The sequence below is a fragment of the Bordetella pseudohinzii genome, from assembly GCF_000657795.2.
Lineage (GTDB): Bacteria > Pseudomonadota > Gammaproteobacteria > Burkholderiales > Burkholderiaceae_B > Bordetella > Bordetella pseudohinzii.
Window position 1 is genome coordinate 56,176 of the sequence record NZ_JHEP02000015.1, and the last position, 17,077, is coordinate 73,252.

General features: G+C 66.0%; 17 protein-coding genes. 9 read left to right on the forward strand and 8 right to left on the reverse strand.

Features of this window, described 5'->3' with window-relative positions; translation table 11 throughout:
• Window positions 1-10: 10 nt before the first annotated feature.
• Entirely contained in the window at window positions 11-451 is a 441-nt protein-coding gene (gene secG / locus L540_RS17575; RefSeq protein ID WP_043213609.1) for a preprotein translocase subunit SecG, read from the forward strand.
• 59 nt (window positions 452-510) lie between these two features.
• Here the strand turns inward: secG and L540_RS17580 are convergent, their stop codons facing one another.
• Window positions 511-1,635: a glycosyltransferase family 4 protein gene (locus L540_RS17580; RefSeq protein WP_043213611.1), complete on the reverse strand. Its 1,125-nt coding sequence runs from the start codon at window positions 1,633-1,635 to the stop codon at window positions 511-513.
• A 321-nt stretch (window positions 1,636-1,956) separates the two neighbouring features.
• On the opposite strand from L540_RS17580, the gene L540_RS17585 reads away from it, so the two are divergent.
• Entirely contained in the window at window positions 1,957-3,567 is a 1,611-nt protein-coding gene (locus L540_RS17585) for a mucoidy inhibitor MuiA family protein (protein WP_197085667.1), read from the forward strand.
• Here L540_RS17585 and L540_RS17590 read toward each other — a convergent pair.
• From L540_RS17590 to L540_RS17600, 3 genes are all read right to left on the reverse strand, one after another.
• The gene (locus L540_RS17590) at window positions 3,534-4,724 is read right to left on the reverse strand and encodes an alpha-hydroxy acid oxidase (protein ID WP_043213614.1); all 1,191 of its coding nucleotides are present in this window, start codon (window positions 4,722-4,724) and stop codon (window positions 3,534-3,536) included. The genes L540_RS17585 and L540_RS17590 overlap by 34 nt on opposite strands.
• Window positions 4,721-5,719, reverse strand: a complete 999-nt coding sequence (locus L540_RS17595; RefSeq protein WP_048026585.1) for a Bug family tripartite tricarboxylate transporter substrate binding protein — start codon at window positions 5,717-5,719, stop codon at window positions 4,721-4,723. The genes L540_RS17590 and L540_RS17595 overlap by 4 nt, the downstream gene beginning before the upstream one ends.
• Window positions 5,720-5,786: 67 nt before the next feature.
• The gene (locus L540_RS17600) at window positions 5,787-6,773 is read right to left on the reverse strand and encodes a Bug family tripartite tricarboxylate transporter substrate binding protein (RefSeq protein WP_043213615.1); all 987 of its coding nucleotides are present in this window, start codon (window positions 6,771-6,773) and stop codon (window positions 5,787-5,789) included.
• 186 nt (window positions 6,774-6,959) lie between these two features.
• Between L540_RS17600 and L540_RS17605 the strand changes: the two genes are divergently transcribed.
• The gene (locus L540_RS17605; RefSeq protein WP_053073238.1) at window positions 6,960-7,634 is read left to right on the forward strand and encodes an RraA family protein; all 675 of its coding nucleotides are present in this window, start codon (window positions 6,960-6,962) and stop codon (window positions 7,632-7,634) included.
• A 117-nt stretch (window positions 7,635-7,751) separates the two neighbouring features.
• Entirely contained in the window at window positions 7,752-8,558 is an 807-nt protein-coding gene (locus tag L540_RS17610) for an IclR family transcriptional regulator (protein ID WP_053073239.1), read from the forward strand.
• Between the two features lie 27 nt (window positions 8,559-8,585).
• On the opposite strand, the gene L540_RS17615 is transcribed toward L540_RS17610, so the two are convergent.
• Both L540_RS17615 and L540_RS17620 read right to left on the reverse strand, forming a co-directional pair.
• Window positions 8,586-9,554 carry a Bug family tripartite tricarboxylate transporter substrate binding protein gene (locus L540_RS17615; RefSeq protein ID WP_043213617.1) on the reverse strand — a complete coding sequence of 323 codons (969 nt, stop codon included), beginning with the start codon at window positions 9,552-9,554 and terminating at the stop codon, window positions 8,586-8,588.
• Window positions 9,555-9,657: 103 nt separating this feature from the next.
• The gene (locus L540_RS17620; protein WP_082149680.1) at window positions 9,658-11,367 is read right to left on the reverse strand and encodes a thiamine pyrophosphate-binding protein; all 1,710 of its coding nucleotides are present in this window, start codon (window positions 11,365-11,367) and stop codon (window positions 9,658-9,660) included.
• Between the two features lie 208 nt (window positions 11,368-11,575).
• Between L540_RS17620 and L540_RS17625 the strand changes: the two genes are divergently transcribed.
• Window positions 11,576-12,379 (forward strand): SDR family oxidoreductase, encoded by an 804-nt coding sequence (locus L540_RS17625; protein WP_043213619.1) that lies wholly within the window; start codon window positions 11,576-11,578, stop codon window positions 12,377-12,379.
• Window positions 12,380-12,406: 27 nt separating this feature from the next.
• On the forward strand, window positions 12,407-13,390 hold the full coding sequence (locus tag L540_RS17630) for a quinone oxidoreductase family protein (RefSeq protein ID WP_043213621.1): 984 nt from the start codon (window positions 12,407-12,409) through the stop codon (window positions 13,388-13,390).
• A 31-nt stretch (window positions 13,391-13,421) separates the two neighbouring features.
• Here L540_RS17630 and L540_RS17635 read toward each other — a convergent pair whose 3' ends face one another.
• Both L540_RS17635 and L540_RS17640 read right to left on the reverse strand, forming a co-directional pair.
• Window positions 13,422-13,601 (reverse strand): hypothetical protein, encoded by a 180-nt coding sequence (locus L540_RS17635; RefSeq protein WP_043213622.1) that lies wholly within the window; start codon window positions 13,599-13,601, stop codon window positions 13,422-13,424.
• A gap of 188 nt (window positions 13,602-13,789) precedes the next feature.
• Window positions 13,790-14,536, reverse strand: coding sequence for an IclR family transcriptional regulator (locus L540_RS17640; protein WP_048026587.1), 747 nt, complete (start codon window positions 14,534-14,536; stop codon window positions 13,790-13,792).
• A gap of 106 nt (window positions 14,537-14,642) precedes the next feature.
• Here L540_RS17640 and L540_RS17645 point away from each other — a divergent pair, with 106 nt between their 5' ends.
• The 3 genes from L540_RS17645 to L540_RS17655 are packed head-to-tail and all read left to right on the forward strand — an operon-like array spanning window position 14,643 to window position 17,070.
• Window positions 14,643-15,212 carry a VOC family protein gene (locus L540_RS17645; protein ID WP_043213624.1) on the forward strand — a complete coding sequence of 190 codons (570 nt, stop codon included), beginning with the start codon at window positions 14,643-14,645 and terminating at the stop codon, window positions 15,210-15,212.
• Between the two features lie 29 nt (window positions 15,213-15,241).
• Complete coding sequence (locus L540_RS17650) at window positions 15,242-16,072, forward strand: fumarylacetoacetate hydrolase family protein (protein ID WP_043213627.1); 831 nt, start codon at window positions 15,242-15,244, stop codon at window positions 16,070-16,072.
• Window positions 16,073-16,107: 35 nt separating this feature from the next.
• Window positions 16,108-17,070, forward strand: a complete 963-nt coding sequence (locus L540_RS17655; RefSeq protein WP_231584857.1) for a Bug family tripartite tricarboxylate transporter substrate binding protein — start codon at window positions 16,108-16,110, stop codon at window positions 17,068-17,070.
• Window positions 17,071-17,077 lie beyond the last annotated feature (7 nt).

Consider the following 17,077-nt stretch of genomic DNA (forward strand, 5'->3'; position numbering starts at 1 on the left):
GGAGTCTGTAATGTCTTTGATGCTTACCATCCTGCTGGCCGTCCAGGTGATCTCGGCGCTGGCTATCATCATCCTGGTGCTGTTGCAGCAGGGTAAGGGCGCCGATATGGGGTCCTCTTTCGGTTCCGGTTCCGCGGGCAGCCTGTTTGGCGCCTCGGGCGCCGCGAACTTCCTGTCGCGCAGCACCAAGTGGGCGGCCGTGGTCTTCTTCGTCACGACGGCCGGCCTGGCCTATGTCTCGCACAAGGGCAATAGCGGCCCGGCCATCGAGAGCGGCGTGATGCAGAACTTCCAGGACCGCTCGGTGCCTCAGGCGCCGGGCACGCCGGCCACCGGCGGCGCCGCCTCGGTGCCGCAGGTGCCGTCCGCGCCCTCGACCGTGCCCGGCACGCCGGCCGAGGTGCCCCAGGCGCCGGCCGCTCCGGAAAGCAAGCCCGCCGAAAACAAGTAAGCGGCAGGCTGGACCCAAACGGCGCCTTGATGAGGCGCCGTTTTTATTGGGTTCGGCAATCAGCGGAAACGCGCCGGCGCCACTTCGCGCAGCCAGCGCCGGTAGACGGCTTCGGTGTGTTCGGCCAGGCGGCGCAGCGAGAACCTGTCTTCGCGGCGCACCAGGCATTCGCCGGCGCGGCCCATGCTGCGGCGCAATTGGGGCTCGTCGATCAGGCGCCGCAGCGCGGCGCGCAAGGCCTTGATGTCATCGGGCGGCACCAGCATGCCGGTCTCGCCGTCGCGCAGCATTTCGCTCACGCCGCCGACATCCAGGCCGACGACCGGCAGGCCACAGGCAGCCGCCTCGACGAAGACGGTGCCCGAGGCTTCCTTGCGGGTGGGCAGGGCGAAGATGTCGCTGCCCGCCATGATGTTGGGCACGTCGTCACGAAAGCCCAGCATATGGATGCGCGCCTGCAGGCCGAGTTCGCCGATGAGGGTTTGCAGGGTCTCGAACATTGGCGAGCCGCTGCCGACGATGACCAGATGCAGGCGCGCATCGGCTCGCATCAGCGGGCGCAGGGCTTCGATCAGTTCGCGGTGCCCCTTGCTTGCGCGCAGGACGGCGACGCTGCAGATCACGATGTCCTCGTCGGACAGGCCCAGCTCGGCGCGCAGGCCGGATTGCAGATCGGCTGGCGGCAGCTTTATCGGCGAATAAATCGTCTCCACGCGCGCGGGCGGCACGCCGCGCTCGATCAGGTAGTCGCGCACATGATTGCTGACCGTGCTGATGCGATGCGGGACCCAGGTATAGGCCAACATGGAATTGACCCGGTTGCTCAGGTGCCGGGTGCGCACCACCAGCGGCGTGCGCGCAAGCCGGGCGCCCAGGCCCGCGAGCAGGGTATCGATGCGGCTGTGGGTGTTCAGGACGTCGAACCGGCCTTCCTTCAGGAGGCGCCGGATTCGCGGCAAGCCTCGGATCAGGTTGGCCATGCCTCCCATGCGCAGCTGATGCACGGTGAAGCCGAGTTCGGCCGCCCGGGCCGCCATCCGGGCCTGGGGCTGGCAAAGCAATTCGACATGGTGCCCGCGCTCACGCATGGCAGTCATTTCCTTGAGGATACGGCGCTCCTGGCCGCCCAGGCCGGTGGCGGCTTCGGCGTGGAGAATGCGCAAGGACGGGGCGGGAACGGACATCGGGGCAGGAGGCGGGCCGCGCGAACATCGGCCGGGAAGTGAAGCAAGCCCTAACCATACTTTTTATTCGGGCCCGAATTGGCGGTGGAAAACAGTTTTCCACGGCTGCAAAACGCCCTTCCCTGGGGAAGGTGAGAATCCTGAAATCACCCGAAACATTTTCGCTCGTGATCGTCTGGGGCCGCCCGCGTCTATTATCGTTGGCATGCGCCGGGCCGGCCGTATCGGCCTGTCGTGATTGTCATGTTCTGTAGACCTGCCGGACGGCAGGCAGGCTACATTGCGCCGTCTCCTCTTTTCATAGGTGCTCTCGTGCGACGCATGCTCCTGGTTCTGACCTGCTTGGCATCGCCCGGCCCGGGCCTTGCCGCCACGCTGCCTTCCGCCATCGGCGCGGTCACGGTCTACCAGGACCGCGCCGTCGTGACGCGCCAGGCCAGCGCCGAACTCGCCGCGGGCGAACATGAGCTGGTGTTCGAGCGGCTGCCCGCCACGCTGCAGGACAACTCTCTGCAGGTGTCGGCCAGGAGCACCGGCCAGGCCGCGCTGCTCGACGTCAAGACGGGCACGGCCTTCCAGGTCGAGAGCAGCAATGAGCGCGTCAAGGCCATCGAGGCGCAGATCCGCCAGCTGGAGGCGCGGCTGGGCGGGCTGGACGACGAGGCCGCCGTGCTGGAAAACCAGCGCGAATGGGTCGGCCTCATGCAGCGCGGCGCGGCCGAGCCCGCGCGCGAAGGTTCGCGACTGACGCTGGAGCAGCTCAATGCCATCCAGGCCGCCAGCGCCGAGACCCTGTCCCGGGCCCTGGCCGGCCTGCGGCGCATCGCCGCCGAGCGCGAGCAGGCGCAACGCGAACTGGAGGCCTTGCAGGCCAGCCGGCAGCAACTGCGCGGCGAAATGAGCCGGCGCAGCAAGACTGTCACGCTGCGCGTCAAGCTCGCCCGCGCCGGCAAGGTCGATGTGGCGCTTTCCTATGCGGTGACCGGCGCGCGCTGGACACCGGCCTATGACGCGCGCTTGCGGCCGGCCGAGGGGCTGGTGGACCTGGCGTACTTTGGCGTCGTGCGGCAGAACACTGGCGAGGACTGGAAGAACGTCAAGCTCACCTTGTCCACGGCCCGCCCCGCCCTGGGCGGCGCCGCGCCCGGGCAAAGCCCCTGGATCCTGGATGCGGCCGCGCCGCCTGCCGCGCCGGCGCCCGCCCTGCGTTATGAGGCCAGGCCGGCGCCCGGCGTGGCCATGGAGCGCGCCACGGGCGGGGGCGCGGCCGATGATGCGGCGGCCGCTGTCGTCGAGGCGCCGGTGGCCGCCGTGCAGAACCAGGCGACCAGCGCCTCCTTTCTGATCGACAGTCTCGCCACCCTGCCCGCGGACAATACGGCCCAGCGCGTGGCGATCACGGTGGCGCGCCTGCCCGCCGTCCTGCAATACCAGGCGGTGCCGGCGCTGCGCGAAACCGCATTTCTCATGGCCAAGGCGAGTAACGACACGGCCTATCCTTTGCTGGCCGGTCCCTTGAACAGCTTTCTGGACGACGCTTTTATTGCCGCCAGCACCATCAAGACGGTGATGCCTGGCGAAAAACTGGAGCTGGCCATGGGCGCCGACGAGGGGATCGCGGTCAAGCGCGCGCTGGTCAATCGCCTGACCGAGAACACGGGTTTTTCGGGCAGCGGCCGGCGCGTGACCTATGAGTACAAGATCAGCGCCAAGAACAACAAGGCCGCCCCGGTCCAGCTCGGTTTTTCCGACCGGCTGCCTGTCTCGCGCAACGAGAAGATCGTCGTGAAATTGCTCTCGCCCGCCGATGTCGAGAAAGGCGAGGAGGGCAAGCTCAGCTGGAACTGGACGCTGGCGCCCGGGCAGTCGCGCGAGACGGCCTTGAAGTTTTCGATCGATTATCCAGGCGATATGGAAGTCTCGGGCCTTTGAGGGCGAGGCGCGATGAAGTCCATGTCCAGTCCGGACACGTCGCGGCAGCCCAGCAGGCCCAGGTTGCGGTCGATTTCGCTTCCCAGGATGTCGATGACGCGCGCCACGCCGGCTTGGCCGGCCACGGACGCGCCATAGAGAAAGGGGCGCCCCAGGAAGACCATGCGCGCGCCAAGCGCGATGGCCTTGAGAATGTCGGTGCCGCGGCGAAAGCCGCCGTCGATCATCACGGGGAAGGTGGAAGCCACGGCCGCCACCACCTCGGGCAGGGCGTCCAGGGCCCCCTGGGCGCCGTCGAGTTGACGCCCGCCATGATTCGAAACGATGACGCCGTCCAGCCCCATGTGTTCGGCCCTCCGCGCATCGTCGGGATGCGCCACGCCCTTGAGCACAATGCGGCCCGGCCAGATCTCGCGCATCCATGCCAGGTGCGACCAGTCCAGCCGGTCGCGGCCGCCGCGCAGGCCGCCCTTGGGTTCTTCCGTGATGCGGTAGCCGCGCGCGTCGGCGGCCACGTTGCAGAAACGCGGTATTTCGCGGTCGGAGAGCAGGGTGCGGGCGAACACGTTGGCGGACCAGCGCGGATGGCGGATGCCGTCCCAGAGCAGACCGCCGCTGAACCGGAACGGAATGGTGAAGCCGTTGCGCTGGTTGTTCTCGCGATTGGCGCCCAGGGGCGTGTCGATGGTCACGACCAGCACTTTGACGCCATTGGCCCGCAGGCGCTCCAACAACGGTGCAATGACTTCCTTGTCGCCGGGGAGGTAGCCCTGATACCAGAAATCGGCGTCCGCCTCGCGCACGGTTTCCATGGCAAGCGTGGACAGGCCGCTCAGGACGAACGGGATGCCCGCTTCCGAGGCGGCCTTGGCCAGATCCCACTCGCAGCGATGGCGGCACATGGCCGTCACGCCCATGGGCGCGATCCCGAAAGGATGGCGGTATCGGCGTCCCCAGAGTTCGACCTCCTGCGTCCGGTCGGCGACGCCGACCAGGCCGCGAGGGCGGAACTGAACCGAGCGGAAGGCGCTCCGGTTGGCTGCTAGCGTAAGGCAGTCTTCCGTGCCGCCGTTGACGTAGCCGAAAACCGCGCGCGGCAGGATCGCTTGCGCTGCGCGCTCGAAGTCCGCCACCGACAAGAGTTTCTTTGGATTCATTGCAGTTGGATATGGGTTTCGGTGATTTTCGCCTTCCAGAAATCGCGCTCGGCGCGCACGCGCTGCGTGAAATCGGCGGAAGAGGTGCCGGTGATCACGAAGCCCAGCGACTCCATCTTTTGCTTGAATTCCGGGGTCTTCTTGACTTCGGCAATGTCGGCTTCCAGTTGCTTCAGCACGGCGGGCGGCAGTTTCGCCGGGCCCATCACGCCTGTCCAGCCCCCGACGTCCACGCCCTTGAAGCCGCTTTCTTCCATGGTGGGCACCGTGGGCAGCATGGGATTGCGTTCCTTGGCGGTGATGCCCAGCGCGCGCACCTTGTCGCTCTTGGCCAGGCCGATGGCGGCATCGGTCTGGGCAAAGACGAAGCTGACCTGCCCGGCCATGACGTCGTTGAGGGCGGGCGCATTCCCCTTGTAGGGCACGTGCAACATGGGCGCGTTGGCCGAGCGGGAGAAGAGTTCCCCCGCGAGGTGGTTGGTCCCGCCCAGGCCCGAGGACCCATAGGTGACGGCCGTCGGGTTCTGCTTGGCGAATTCGACCAGTTCCTTGAGATTCGTCGCCTTGGTTTGCGGGCCGGCAAGCAGGACCAAGGCATAGTCCACCAGATCGGCCACCGCCGTGAAGTCCTGGGTCACGTCGTAGCGGAAGCTGGGCTGCGTAAGCGGCGCGATGGCGGTCACGGGAGACACCATGATGCCCAGCGTGTAGCCATCCGCGGGCGCGCGCGCCAGGGCGGTCAACGCGACGATGCCGCTCGCCCCGGTGCGGTTCTCGACCACGACGGCTTGGCCCCAGCGCTTGCTCAGGCCAAAGGCGAGCTGGCGCGCGATCAGGTCGGTGGGGCCTCCGGCGGCATAAGGCACCAGAAAGGTGACCTGCTTGGCGGGATAGGCGGCCTCGTCCTTGGCATGCGCGGGGGCGCCAGCCATGCCGAGGGCCGTCATGGCCAGAGCCAGTCCGGTCTTGATGATGGATCGTCGATTCGCTTTCATTTTTTTGTCTCCTTGGGTTGTTCTTGGTTTCGCGGTCCTGCCGTCTTGTCCGGCGGCCGCGGGGCGCCTATTGTCCGTCCAGGGCGATGTTCGCGGCCTGGACCGTCTTGCCCCACATCTCCCTTTCCTGAAGGATGAAGCGCTGAAACTCTTCTGGCTGCATGGCGCGGGGCGTCACGCCCATGTCGGCGAAGCGCTGGAGCACGGCGGGTGCGGCCAGCGCCTGGACCATCGCCTGGTGAAGCTTGCTTATGACCTCCTTGGGCGTGCCGGCCGGCGCCACCATGCCGTTCCATGCCGAGACGTCGAAACCGGCAAGGGTCTCGGAGATGGAGGGTACATCGGGCGTCATGGGCGAGCGCTTGGCGGTCGTGACGGCAATGGCCTTGAGCTTGCCGGCCTTCACATGGGGCAGCGCCGAGATCATCGTGTCGAAGCTCAACTCGCACACGCCCGCGATGGTGTCCGTGATCGCCGGGGCGCTGCCTTTGTAGGGCACATGGGTCATCTGCACGTGCGCCCGGTGGCAGAAGAGTTCGCCGGCCATATGGGTGGAGTTGCCGGTGCCGGAGGTGGCGAAGTTCAGTTTGCCGGGGTGCGCTTTCGCGTAGGCGATGAGCTCGGGCAGGGAGTTGATCGGCAGGCTGGGGTGCGCAACCAGCATGATGGGCCCTTCCTGCAGAAAGCCGATTGCCGAGAAGCTGCTTTCGAGGTCGTAGCCCGGCTTTTTGTACAGCCAGCTGTTGATCGGATGCGCGGTTGTGAGAATGCCGATGGTGTAGCCGTCGTTGTCCGATCGGGCCAGCGCCTCCAGACCCAGATTGCCACCCGCGCCGGGACGGTTTTCCACGATGAAGGTCTGGCCCAGCGTGCGCGCCATGCCCTCGGCCGCCAGCCGGGCGGCGATATCGGTCGAGCCTCCGGGCGTAAAGGGCACGATGACTTTGATCGGCCTGCGCGGCCAATCGCTGGAGGCCAGGGCCCGCGGGCCGATGGCCCCGATCAGGGCTCCGGCCGATAGTTGTCTGAGCAAGGTACGTCGAGCGTCACGCATGTATCCAGTCTCCTTGTATTCGGACCTTGGCAGTCCAGATAGGCAGAGCTGTCGTCGTCTAGCCCTGCTACTCGACTACAAACAAAGGCCGTTCATTAGACGAAATTAAATATTCATCTATTGAAAGTTTTATTTCTTTATTGTAATTTTGGACTGCATCATCATTCAATTCGGAGAAGAACGCAAGTGCCTATCCATCAAGGAAGCCGTCCGGACACGTCCCCCGAGCTCATCCAGGCCTTCCAGGGGCTTGCCACCAGCACCATCGGCAATGTGCTCGACGATCTGGGCATTGGCAGCATCGGCCTGAACCTCAGGCCCGTCGCGCCGGGGATGCGCTTCGTCGGCGCCGCGCTTACCGTCAAGGAAGTCACGGGGGCGAAGAACGCCTATAAGCCCTCCGAGTTTGGCTTGGGCGCCGTCATCGACCTGTGCCAGCCTCTGGATGTGGTCGTGATCGACAACGGCGGCCAGCAAGTGTCCACCTGGGGCGGCGTTGCCTCGGTGGCCGCCGTCCGGAATGGCGTCGCCGGGCTGGTTGTGGACGGCGGCGTGCGCGATGCCGACGAGATCATCGAGCAAGGCTTCCCTGTGTTTTCGCGCCATGTCGTTCCGCTGTCGGGCAAGACGCGGGTGAAGGTCATCGAAATCAATACCACCGTCAAGATCGACGGCATGCCCGTGCATCCCGGCGACATCATCATCGGAGACGCCAGCGGGCTCGTGGTCGTGCCGCGTGATCGCGCGGCCGAAGTGGCGCGGCGCGCCAGCGAGCTGGAGCTGCAGGACAGAAAGGCCAGCGAGGAAATCCGCGCGGGTCTTTCGTTTACGGAAGCCTTGCGCAAGTACGCTAAACTCTGATCCGCAGCTTGGCCGGGGCGCGTCAGCGGTTGGACGCCGGCGCGCCGCTTTGTAGACCAGACTATGCCGAGACCACGTAAAAATCCCGCAGCTTCCGCCGTCGCCGAGACGGCCGAAATGACCGAGAGCGCCAAGGGGAACGGGCCGCTGGCCGGCACCTTGCTGCGCGGCCTCGCCTTGCTGGATACCTTGATTGCCGCGAGCCATCCCATGACGCTGGCCGAGCTGGCCGCCGACGTCAAGCTGGATCTGAGCACCACCTTGCGCTTGCTGAGAACGCTGGAAGACGCCAAGCGGGTCATCCGGATCGGCGATGGCAAGCACTATCTGGCGGCGCCCTCCACCCTGCGGCCTTTGGCCTTGAAGCACCCGCTGGAAGAGTTGCGCCGCCAGGCCGATCCGCTGGTGCGCGGCCTGGCCAACAAGGTGGGCCAATCGGTCGTGCTGGTGGCCTATATCGGCGGCGAACGGGTTGTCGTCGACGTGATGCAGGCGGGAACTTCCCTCAATCCGTATTACACGACCTGGCTGCATGGCCCGCTGCATGCTTCGGGGCCGGGCAAGGCGCTGTTGCTCGCGTCCGACCCCGCCAGGCGCGAGTCGCTGCTGGGCAAGCCGCCCTATGTCGCACGGACCAGCAAGACCCTGACCACAAAGGCGGCGCTGGAGGCGGATCTTGAACGCGCCGCGGCGAACGGCTATGTGCTGGTGCGCGATGAATTCTACGATGGGCTGAGCGCCATCGCGGCCAATTTCTATTCCTGGGACAAGACCGCGCTGGGTTGCCTGGCGATCACGGCGTATTCCGAGAGCTTTGACGACGAGACGATCGCGCTTGTCGCCAAGGAGCTGCTGGCCTGCACCCGGCTGATGCCGCTTCAAGTGCCCGCATTGCAGCAGATCGCGCAGCTATCCGGCCGCTGACGCAGGCCGGACCGCGCGGCCAGGCGCTCAGTCCTGCGGCTGGATGCCCGACGCGCTTGCCACATGTTTCCAGCGCTGGTTCTCCGCGACGATGAAGCGGCGGAACGCCTCGGGCGAAGAGGGCGAGGGTTGCACGCCCGCGGCCGCGAAATTCCGCTTGATCTCTTCCGAGGCGAGGATTTTCACCAAGGCGGCGTTCAGTTTCAGGACGATGTCTCGAGGGGTGCCGGCCGGAGCGAGCAGACCCTGCCATGACGAGGCCTCGAACCCCGGCATCCCTTCTTCTATCACCGTCGGCAATTCCGGCGCGGCGTCGGAGCGCTGCTCGGCCGTCAGCGCCAACGCCTTCACCTTTCCGGCCTTGATCAGGGAGCCCATGGTGGAATAGGGGTCGATCATGAAGCCGATCTGCCCGCCCAGCATCGCTTCAATGGCGGGCGTCGTGCCCTTGAAGGGGACATGCGTCATCTTCACGCCCAGCTGCGCATTGAAGGCCTCCGTGATCAGCTGGTAGGAACTGCCGGAGGTGCCATAGAACATATCCCCTGAGGGGCGTTTCTTAAGATAGTCGCCAAGTTCCCGGATGTTGTTGGCTGGCACGGCACGGCTCACCACCACGACCAGCGGCTGCTTGGCCACCAGCCCGATATGCTCATAGCTCTGGACCGGGTCATACCGGATCTGGCGGTACATCACGGGATTCGTGCCCAGCGGAGCAATGCCGGCCATCAACAGGGTATAGCCATCGGGTTCGGCCTTGGCGGCGGCTTCGCAACCGATCATGCCGCTGGCGCCCGGCCGGTTTTCGACGATGACGGGCTGGCCAAGCTCTGTGCTGAGATGACTGGCTATCGTGCGCCCCATGACATCGGTGATACCGCCCGCGGCAAACGGCACGATGATGCGGATGGCGCGTTGCGGATAGCCTGCCGCATGCGCCGCGGTCGCCAATACGGCCGCCGAGAACAGAAAAAAGCTGCTGATCAGTTTCTTCATCTTTATGTCTCCTCTTTTGCATGGGTGCTGCGGGGCCGCGCGATGCCGCGGCAGGCCGAATCAGGCCGAGGTGTACGCCGTATCCCGGGTGGCGTGCCTCGCGTCAGGGCCGCCCGCGCCCGGCGGCCAGCGCGGAGTCGCGCACCTGCGTAAGCGTGAAGGCGGGGCTGATGGCCTCCGGGTCGATCAGGCAATGCAGAATGGCCGGCTGGCCGGACGCCAGCGCGCGTTCCAGGGCGGGGGCGAAGTCCTCTGTTTTCTCGATGCGCTCGCCGTGTCCGCCGAATGCGCGGGCGTAGGCGGCGAAGTCGGGATTGCGCAATTCGGTGGCGCTGACGCGGCCGGGATATTCGCGCTCCTGGTGCATGCGTATCGTGCCGTACATGCCGTTGTCCACCACGATGACGATGATGGGCAGGCGGTATTGCACGGCCGTGGCGAACTCTTGCCCATTCATCAGGAAACAACCGTCGCCGGCGAAGGCGACCACGGTCCTGTCCGGAAAGACGCGCTTTGCGCCCACGGCGGCCGGCACGCCGTAGCCCATCGAGCCCGAGGTCGGCGCCAACTGGGTGCCGAAGGCCTCGAAGCGATAGAAGCGATGGATCCAGGTGGCGTAGTTGCCGGCGCCGTTGCAGACGATGGCGTCGCGCGGCAGCACGCTGTTCAGATGCTCCATCACCCGCGCCATCTGCAAGGCGCCAGGGGTATGCACCGATTCGGTGTTGCGCCAGGTTTCATAGATGCTGCGCAGACGGGCCGCATAGGCGGCGCGGGATGGCGAGGCGGGCAGCGGGGCGGCGCACAGCGCCTGGACAAAGGCCGAGGGCGTCGCGCAGATGCCCAGCGTGGGCGCGTAGACGCGGCCGAGTTCGGCCGCCTCCGGGAAAACGTGGATGAGTTTCTGCCGGGGGACCGGGATGTCGAGCAAGGTATAGCCCTGGCTGGGCGTTTCGGACATACGGCTGCCGATCAGCAGGATGAGATCGGCCTGCTTGACTTGCTCGACCAGGGCCGGGTTGGGGCCGAAGCCCAGATCGCCGACGAATGATGCATTGCTCGTGGGAAAGAGCATCTGGCGGCGCAAGGACACCGTGACGGGCAGATGGGAATCGCGGGCCCATTGGGCGAAGCGACTCACCGCCTCGGCATTCCAGCGCGTGCCGCCCAGCACCACCAGGGGATGTTTGGCCGCCGCCAGAAGCGCCAGCGCGTCGGCGATCTGGCCGGCACCAGGGTTGGCCTGCACCTCCTGGGCCGGCTGCGCGTCGGCGCATGCGACGCGGTCCACCAGCATGTCTTCCGGCAGCGCGATCAAAACCGGCCCCGGCCGGCCGGACATGGCCGTGTGGACCGCCCGCGACACGATCTCCGGTATGCGGCGGGCATCATCGATTTCCGTGACCCACTTCGCGAAGTGGCCGAAGGCCGCGCGGTAGTCCAGCTCTTGCAGCGCGCCGCGCTCGCGCACCCCACGCTCGATCTGGCCGACAAAGACCAGCACCGGAGTGGAGTCATGCGATGCGATATGGATGCCCGGCGTGGCGTTCGTGGCCCCCGGCCCGCGCGTGACAAAACAGGCCGCGGGCCGGCCGGTCAGCTTGCCATGCGCCTCGGCCATCATCATGGCGCCGCCCTCCTGGCGGCATACCGTCACCTTGATGTCGGCGTCGTGCAATGCGTCCAGCACCGCAAGATAGCTTTCCCCCGGAACACAAAAGACATGATCGATCCCATGTATGCGGAGTTGGTCGACCAGAATCTGCCCGCCGGTGCGGGACATCGGGGCGGGAGCTGAAGGCGTTGCGCTCATGGTTTCTCGGGAGATAGCGTGAAGGAATGGAGGGGACGATCCCGCCCGGACGAAAGAGGTCATGCCCCTGCTCGCGTTCCGGGGAGGGCCGAATATTCTGGTCTGAATCATAATAATGAAAGTAAAATTTCACAAGAAGCAAAATTAATTTTGATAAATGCCGTCGAGGCGGCCTGGGCGCGTCCCGGCGCATAGAGGGAGGAAGACGATGGACCTGGGTATTTCTGGAAAGCGGGCCTTGGTATGCGCCGCGAGCAAGGGCCTGGGCTATGCCTGCGCCCAGGCATTGGCGCAGGCGGGCGTGCATCTGGTGATCGTCGCGCGCAACGAAGCGCCTTTGGCCGCCGCGGCCGAGCGGCTCAGGGTGTCGGGGCGGATCGTCGTGGAGGCGGTCGCCGCGGACATCACGGCCGAGCAGGGGCGCGCCAGCGCCTTGGAGGCGGCGGCCCGCCTGCCTGGCGGCGCGCGGGCAGAATTCGACATCCTTGTCACCAACGCGGGCGGACCGCCGGCGGGAGACTTCCGTGATTGGGACGAGGGCGTCTGGCAGGCGGCGCTGCAGGCCAATATGCTTACCCCGATCGCCTTGATGCGCGCGACGCTGGACGGAATGATGTCGCGCGGCTGGGGGCGGATCTGCAATATCACCAGCACGACGGTCAAGGCGCCCAGCCCTTATCTGGGTCTTTCCAACGGGGCCCGCAGCGGCCTGACGGGCTTTGTGGCGGGGCTGGCGCGCCAAGTGGCGGGCAGCGGCGTCACCATCAACAATTTATTGCCCGGCACCTTCGACACGGACCGGCTCAGATCCAATCTCGCCGCGGGCGCCGGCCAGGCGGCGATGGCGCTGGATGCCTACACCGCCAAGCGCCTGGACGGCATTCCCGCGAGGCGTTTCGGCCGGGCGGAGGAATTCGGGGCCGCCTGCGCCTTCCTGTGCAGCCAGCAGGCGGCCTACATCACGGCGCAAAACCTGCTGATCGACGGCGGGGCCTATCCCGGCACCCTGTAAGCGGTTCGCGGAGCAAGAGGAGATTTCATGACTTCAGCCATCGTCATGCATGCCACCGGGGGACCCGATGTTCTCCAGTGGGAAGCCGTCGAGCTTGCCGAGATGCGGGCGCACGAGGTGCTTCTGCGCCACACGGCCATCGGCGTGAATTATCACGACACCTATGTGCGCTCGGGCTTGTACAAGACGCTCGCCTTGCCGGGCATACCCGGGATAGAAGCGGCCGGCGTTGTCGAGGCGGTCGGCGGCGATGTGCGGGATTTCAAGCCAGGGGATCGCGTGGCCTATGTCACCCGCCAATACGGGGCCTATGCGCAACGGCGGGTCATCGCCGCGGAGCTGCTCGTGCCGCTGCCCGATACCATGTCCGAGCTCGTGGCCGCCTCGTCGCTGCTCAAGGGATTGACCGCGCAAATGCTGGTGCAGCGCGTGTATGCCGTGAGCGAGGGCGATTGGGTCCTGGTGCACGCGGCCGCGGGCGGTGTGGGCACGCTGCTGTGCCAGTGGGCCCGGCATCTGGGAGCCCAGGTGATCGGCACGGTCGGTTCCCCGGAAAAAGTGCCGCTGGCCTTCGCGGCGGGTTGCCACTCGGTGCTGCGTTACCGCGAGGAGGACTTCGTGGCGCGGGTGCGCGAGATTACCGGAGGCGCTGGCGTTCAGGTTGTCTACGATGGGGTGGGCAAAGACACGTTTTTGGGGTCGATGGAATGCCTGGCGCCCTTCGGGCATCTGGCCAACTACGGCCAGGCGTCGGGCGCCGTGCCGGCCTTCGAGGTCTCGATGCTCTTTCCCAAATCAAACTCGCTTTCGCGTCCCAGCGTCTTCCAGCATGTCCGTACGCCCCAGCTGTTGCGCGACGCGGCCAGGCATTACTTCGCGGCCTGGCAGGACGGCGCCCTGGACATCCCGGAAAGCCAGTCGCTGGCCTTGCGCGATGCCGCCAAGGCGCATGCCTTGCTGGAGGACCGTTCTCGCCTGCGTCCGCTGGTGTTGCGCGTCGAGGACAGCTGAACAGGCCGCGCCGGGAGGCCGCGGGCGGCGCTCAGGCGCCCGGCAGCATGTAGCGCGCGGACACGGCGAGAATCCGCTGGACGGACTCGCGCAGCAGGCGCGCCTCGCGGTAGGCCTGGAGCGATACGACGGCGTCGTAGCGGCGGGAGCTGAGCGGGCCGGCGAGCAGCACCGGCCGGCGGGTGAGGATCGGGGATATCAAGCGTTGCATGTCTGGATCTTCCTGCGGGCGCTACGCCCGGCATCTATGGCTGGCATCGTAAGCCGCCCTCGGATGCGCGCCAACGATTTCCCTTCTATATGGATATCCGGGCTTTCCCCAGGGGCTGGCGCGCCTTGCGCCGTCAGTATGGCCGGCGCATATGACAGCTTGATGCCAGCGCGGGCATCAGGAGCGCTTCAGGCGCCAAGGCACTCGGCCAGCGCGGCGTGGATGCCCCGCGCGCAGTCTTGCAGGGCATCCAGCAACTGGGTCCGGTCGCGCGCGGCCAGCGTGGATTGCCGGGACACCAAGCCTAGCGAGGCCACGATATGGCGCTCGGGTTCGGTAAAGGGCAGGGCCAGGCCGGCCAGGCCCGGATCCAGCGCGCCCTCGGTGTAGGCATAGCCTTGGCGACGCAATTGCTTGACCTGGGCCAGCAGCGCCTCCCAGGAAATATCGGCGGCCTCGGCGCCGGACTCCTCATGCAGCTTGCGCAGCTGCGCGCGGGGCAGGGCGGCCAATATGCACAAGGACATGGCCCCGCGGAACATCGGCATGCGCCGCCCGCGTCCGAAGCTCATGCGAGCCGGTTCGGCGCCCAGTTCGTGGTGCACGGTGATGATGCGCGCGCCGCAGATGGTGGCCAACACGGCGTCCATGCCGGTTTCGGCCGCCAGCGCCGCCATGGGCGCTGCCGCGCCGATGATGAGCGGGTCTCCGGTCCGGATGTGGTAGTCCAGCTCGGTGGCCGCGGGGCCAAGCACAAAGGTGCCGCCCACGTCGCGGCGCAGCAGGCCGCAGGCCACCAGTTCGCGGACGTAGCGATAGACCGTGGGAACGCTGTAATCCATGGCGCTGGCGATGGCGTCGGCCGTCCAGGCCGCCCGGGGGCTCTTGAACAAATCCAGGATGGCGATCATGCGGGCGAGGCTGGTTTCGGCCATGGGGCGCTAGGCGTAAAAAATTGTCGAATTATCACTATAAGATAATTGACTGATTTTTGCAGTGTCGCTAATATAAATCGATGATTTATCAAATAGCGATAAAATAATGAAAACATCAAGCCTGGAAGAAGGCCCCGAGCTGGCCTTTAGCCATATGGGTTTTTATGTCCATGATCTGGCCGGCATGGCGCGCTTCTACCAGCAGGCCCTCTGTTTCACGGTGACCGATGAGGGCACGATGGGGGCCGCGCAATTGGTGTTCCTGAGCCGCGATCCGGCGGAGCATCATCAAATCGTGCTGGTGTCGGGCAAGCCGCAAGCACTGGTTTTCAATGTGATCAACCAGGTGTCTTTCCGCGTGCCGGACCTGCCGGCCCTGCGGCACTTTCATGCGCGCCTGCTGGCGGCAGGGGCCACGGACATGCAGGCCGTCACCCATGGCAATTCGGTGTCCTTTTACTGCCGCGACCCGGAGGGCAACCGGCTGGAGATCTTCATGGACACCCCCTGGTATTGCGAGCAGCCCCTGCGCCAGCCCCTGGATCTGGCCTTGGATGACTCCGCCATCCTGGCGCTGGCCGAGCGCATCGCGCGTGGGCGGCCCGGTTTCAAACCGCGCGACGAATGGCTGCAAGCCATGCGGCTGCGCATGCGCGCCGATCGGCGCGCGCACTGATTTTTCTTCCGACTCGAGATCCTTGCATTATGAAACTCATCAGTTTTCTCCATGAAAACCAGGCATCCTATGGCGTGCTGAGGGACCAGCAGGTCCTTGATCTGGGCGCCTGCTTCGGGGCGCGCGCGCCCGATCTCAAGACCTTCCTGGCATCGGGCCTGCCTGTCGATGAGGCCGCTCCGCGCCGCGAGTTCGCCGGCCTGCGTCTGCTGCCTGTCATCCCCAATCCGGGGCAGATTTTCTGCGTGGGCCTGAATTACGCCGACCACGTCCAGGAAACCGGCCGGCAATCCACCGAACATCCCACCATCTTCATGCGCGTGGCCGAGTCCCAGGTCGCCCACGGTGAAGCCATTGTGCTGCCTCCGGAATCCGGGCGCCTGGATTACGAGGGCGAGATCGCCATCATCATCGGCAAGGCCGGCCGGCGAATTGCCGAGGCCGACGCCGCCGATTACATCGCCGGTTACGCCTGCTACAACGATGGCAGCATCCGCGATTGGCAGACCGCCACGTCGCAATGGACCGCGGGCAAGAACTTCTGGCGCACAGGCGGTTTCGGCCCCTGGATGGTGACGGCTGACGACATTCCCTTTGGCACCCGCATGAGCCTGGTTACGCGCCTGAACGGCCAGGAGATGCAGCGCACCACCACCGATCTGCTGATCCATTCGTTTGCGCGCCAGATCGCGCATCTGTCGACCTTCACGCCGCTGGCCGTGGGCGACGTGATCGTGACCGGCACCCCGGGCGGCGTGGGCGCCAAGCGACAGCCGCCGGTTTTCATGCGTGAGGGGGATGTGGTGGAGGTCGAAGTCGACCGCATCGGCATTTTGCGCAATACCGTGCGGGCTGAGTAGTCCGTCCCGGCCACGACAATAACAGGGAGAAGACAATGCAGCAGAAAAAAATGTGGCTGGCCGGTGTGCTGGCGCTGGCCTTGGCCGGCGCTTGCCAGGCCGGCGATTTCCCGTCCAAGCCCATCACGGCGGTCGTACCCTACGCCGCGGGCGGCCTGACCGATCAGCTTGCGCGGGAGGTTGGCGCCCGCATGGCCAAAAGCCTGGGCCAGCCTGTCGTCGTGGAAAACCGGCCAGGCGGGGCAGCGCAGATTGCCATGAACTACCTCAAACAGGCGCCGGCCGACGGCTATCTGCTGTTCTTCGGCGATGTGCCGTCGCTGGCCACCAACTTGGGCTTGTTCCCCAAGCTGAGCTACGACCCGCGGCGGGATCTGCGGCCCGTGACCCAGCTGATCGAATCGCCCGCCCTGGTCGTGGTCCCCAATGATCGCCCCTACCGCGACTTCCCGTCTCTGGTGGAGGCCGCGCGCCGGCAAACGCTGGCCTACGCTTCGCAGGGGGTGGGCACGGGCGGTCAGTTGTTCGGCACCTTGCTGTCGGCCAAGATCGGCGCGCCCATGACGCATGTGGCGTATCGGGGGTCCACTCCGGGCCTGGCCGACGTGATGAGCGGGCAGGTGGATTTCATGTATGACGCCATTCCTACTTCCGGGGTCTACGCCAAGGCGGGCAAGCTGCGGGCCCTGGCCATCGGTTCGCAGGCGCGATCGCCGCTCTTGCCCGACGTGCCTACCTTGAACGAACTGGGCTATGCCTCCATCGTGCCCACGTTCTGGTGGGGCGTGGCGGTCAAGGCCGGTACCCCGGAGCCAGTGGTGTCCAAGCTGCACGACGCCATTGTCGCGGCGATCACCGACCCCGAAGTCGCGGGCAAATTCACCGGTCAGGGCGTCCTGATCAAAACTTCCACGCCGGACGCCTTCGCGGCCTATATCGACAGTGAAATCACGCGCTGGACGGCGGTGATGAAAGACGCGGGTATGTCGGCCCAATAAAGGAAAA

Bases quoted from the DNA above. Each gene is read 5' to 3' on its own strand.
- secG (WP_043213609.1), top strand. From the start codon at position 11: ATGTCTTTGATGCTTACCATCCTGCTGGCCGTCCAGGTGATCTCGGCG.
- L540_RS17580 (WP_043213611.1), bottom strand. From the start codon at position 1,635: ATGTCCGTTCCCGCCCCGTCCTTGCGCATTCTCCACGCCGAAGCCGCC.
- L540_RS17585 (WP_197085667.1), top strand. From the start codon at position 1,957: ATGCTCCTGGTTCTGACCTGCTTGGCATCGCCCGGCCCGGGCCTTGCC.
- L540_RS17590 (WP_043213614.1), bottom strand. From the start codon at position 4,724: ATGAATCCAAAGAAACTCTTGTCGGTGGCGGACTTCGAGCGCGCAGCG.
- L540_RS17595 (WP_048026585.1), bottom strand. From the start codon at position 5,719: ATGAAAGCGAATCGACGATCCATCATCAAGACCGGACTGGCTCTGGCC.
- L540_RS17600 (WP_043213615.1), bottom strand. From the start codon at position 6,773: ATGCGTGACGCTCGACGTACCTTGCTCAGACAACTATCGGCCGGAGCC.
- L540_RS17610 (WP_053073239.1), top strand. From the start codon at position 7,752: ATGACCGAGAGCGCCAAGGGGAACGGGCCGCTGGCCGGCACCTTGCTG.
- L540_RS17615 (WP_043213617.1), bottom strand. From the start codon at position 9,554: ATGAAGAAACTGATCAGCAGCTTTTTTCTGTTCTCGGCGGCCGTATTG.
- L540_RS17620 (WP_082149680.1), bottom strand. From the start codon at position 11,367: ATGAGCGCAACGCCTTCAGCTCCCGCCCCGATGTCCCGCACCGGCGGG.
- L540_RS17625 (WP_043213619.1), top strand. From the start codon at position 11,576: ATGGACCTGGGTATTTCTGGAAAGCGGGCCTTGGTATGCGCCGCGAGC.
- L540_RS17630 (WP_043213621.1), top strand. From the start codon at position 12,407: ATGACTTCAGCCATCGTCATGCATGCCACCGGGGGACCCGATGTTCTC.
- L540_RS17635 (WP_043213622.1), bottom strand. From the start codon at position 13,601: ATGCAACGCTTGATATCCCCGATCCTCACCCGCCGGCCGGTGCTGCTC.
- L540_RS17640 (WP_048026587.1), bottom strand. From the start codon at position 14,536: ATGGCCGAAACCAGCCTCGCCCGCATGATCGCCATCCTGGATTTGTTC.
- L540_RS17645 (WP_043213624.1), top strand. From the start codon at position 14,643: ATGAAAACATCAAGCCTGGAAGAAGGCCCCGAGCTGGCCTTTAGCCAT.
- L540_RS17650 (WP_043213627.1), top strand. From the start codon at position 15,242: ATGAAACTCATCAGTTTTCTCCATGAAAACCAGGCATCCTATGGCGTG.
- L540_RS17655 (WP_231584857.1), top strand. From the start codon at position 16,108: ATGCAGCAGAAAAAAATGTGGCTGGCCGGTGTGCTGGCGCTGGCCTTG.